General features: G+C 65.7%; 3 protein-coding genes. 1 reads left to right on the top strand and 2 read right to left on the bottom strand.

The window, feature by feature from the left end:
- The coding region (locus ACFPZI_RS36960; protein WP_381371546.1) for a (4Fe-4S)-binding protein at positions 1-166 on the bottom strand (166 nt) is incomplete at its 3' end.
- A 30-nt stretch (positions 167-196) separates the two neighbouring features.
- Entirely contained in the window at positions 197-505 is a 309-nt protein-coding gene (locus tag ACFPZI_RS36955; RefSeq protein ID WP_030354507.1) for a GNAT family N-acetyltransferase, read from the bottom strand.
- Between the two features lie 275 nt (positions 506-780).
- Between ACFPZI_RS36955 and ACFPZI_RS36950 the strand changes: the two genes are divergently transcribed.
- Complete coding sequence (locus ACFPZI_RS36950) at positions 781-1,248, top strand: MarR family winged helix-turn-helix transcriptional regulator (protein ID WP_381371545.1); 468 nt, start codon at positions 781-783, stop codon at positions 1,246-1,248.
- Position 1,249: the final 1 nt, after the last annotated feature.

Here is a 1,249-nt window from a genome sequence, read left to right as displayed (position 1 = left end):
GGCGCTCGGCCGTAGTCTTGTCCGGCTGGATCCACGGTCGCTTCGTCGGGTCGAACACCTCGGGCAGACCATGGACGCATTCGGCGGCGTGGAGGCAGCGCCTGGCCTCGAAGGTCACCGTGATCGACTCCGTCTGGTATGCCTTCTGCTCGGATTCGCCGCTCATGCCGGCCTCCGTTCCTGCCGTGCTCGGCTTTCAGTCACTGACCTTGCTGCGGGACTGGTACAGCAGGTCCTGGTACTCGGGGTGCCGGCTGATCCAGCCCGCGAAGAAGGGACAGGTGGCCAGCACCCGCAGGTTCGCGGCGCGTGCCTCGTCGAGGGCTGTACGAACCAGCGCGGACCCGACTCCCGCGCCCTCGTACTCCGCCTCGACCTCGGTGTGCACGAACGCAACGAGTTCCGTCGTACGGATGTATTCCGCGACGCCCGCCACCTTGGACTCTCCATCGACACGGGCCTCGTAGCGCTTCGCCTCGGGCACGTCGCTCACTTCGACCGTCATGTGTCCTCCTTGTGGGGTCCGATCCCGCTCGAGTCGGCGGAATCCCGTTAGCCAGGACATCAGCCTAGCCCCACAAGGTTGATGCATCAACTTAACCCTCGGCAAGGGTGTCCGCAGCGCAGCGCGAGCACGGGGTGCGGCCTCCGGACCTGCAGGAGACACGGCTCGCACCACTCGCCGACCGGATGTGAACCGAGGGATCCGGGTCTCGACGCACCTGGCCTCGCCGCCACCGCCAGTAGATGAGCTGTCAACGATTTCGTTAGACTGCCCTCATGGACGCACCACCACGCTGGCTCGACCCGGAACAGAAGGCCGCCTGGGACAGCTTCATCCGCATGCAGGAGAAACTCATCGGACGGCTGTCCCGACGCGTGCAGGCCGACTCCGGAATGTCAGCAGCCGACCACACCGTGCTCGTCAACCTCACCGAGAGAGGTGACGGGCGGATGCGCTTCCTCGATCTGGCCAAACTCGTGGAGTGGGAGAAAAGCCGGATGTCCCACCAGGTCACGCGGATGGCGAAACGCGGGCTCGTGGTCAGGGAGGAGTGTCCCGACGACGGACGCGGAGCATTCATCGTCGCCACCCCGGCCGGCTACAAAGCGATCGAAGAGGCCTCACCCCAGCACGTCGAGCACGTCCGCCGCCTCTTCATCGACGCCCTGACCCCGAACCAGCTCAGCACGCTCGGCCGGATCTCCAAGCGCATCCTGGACCACATGGAGAAGCAGCCGGACTGAC

The sequence above is a fragment of the Streptomyces chlorus genome (assembly GCF_042655885.1).
GTDB classification, from domain to species: Bacteria; Actinomycetota; Actinomycetes; order Streptomycetales; family Streptomycetaceae; genus Streptomyces; species Streptomyces chlorus.
Note: the sequence above shows the minus strand (reverse complement) of the source record. Positions and strands in the feature narration are given on the sequence as shown.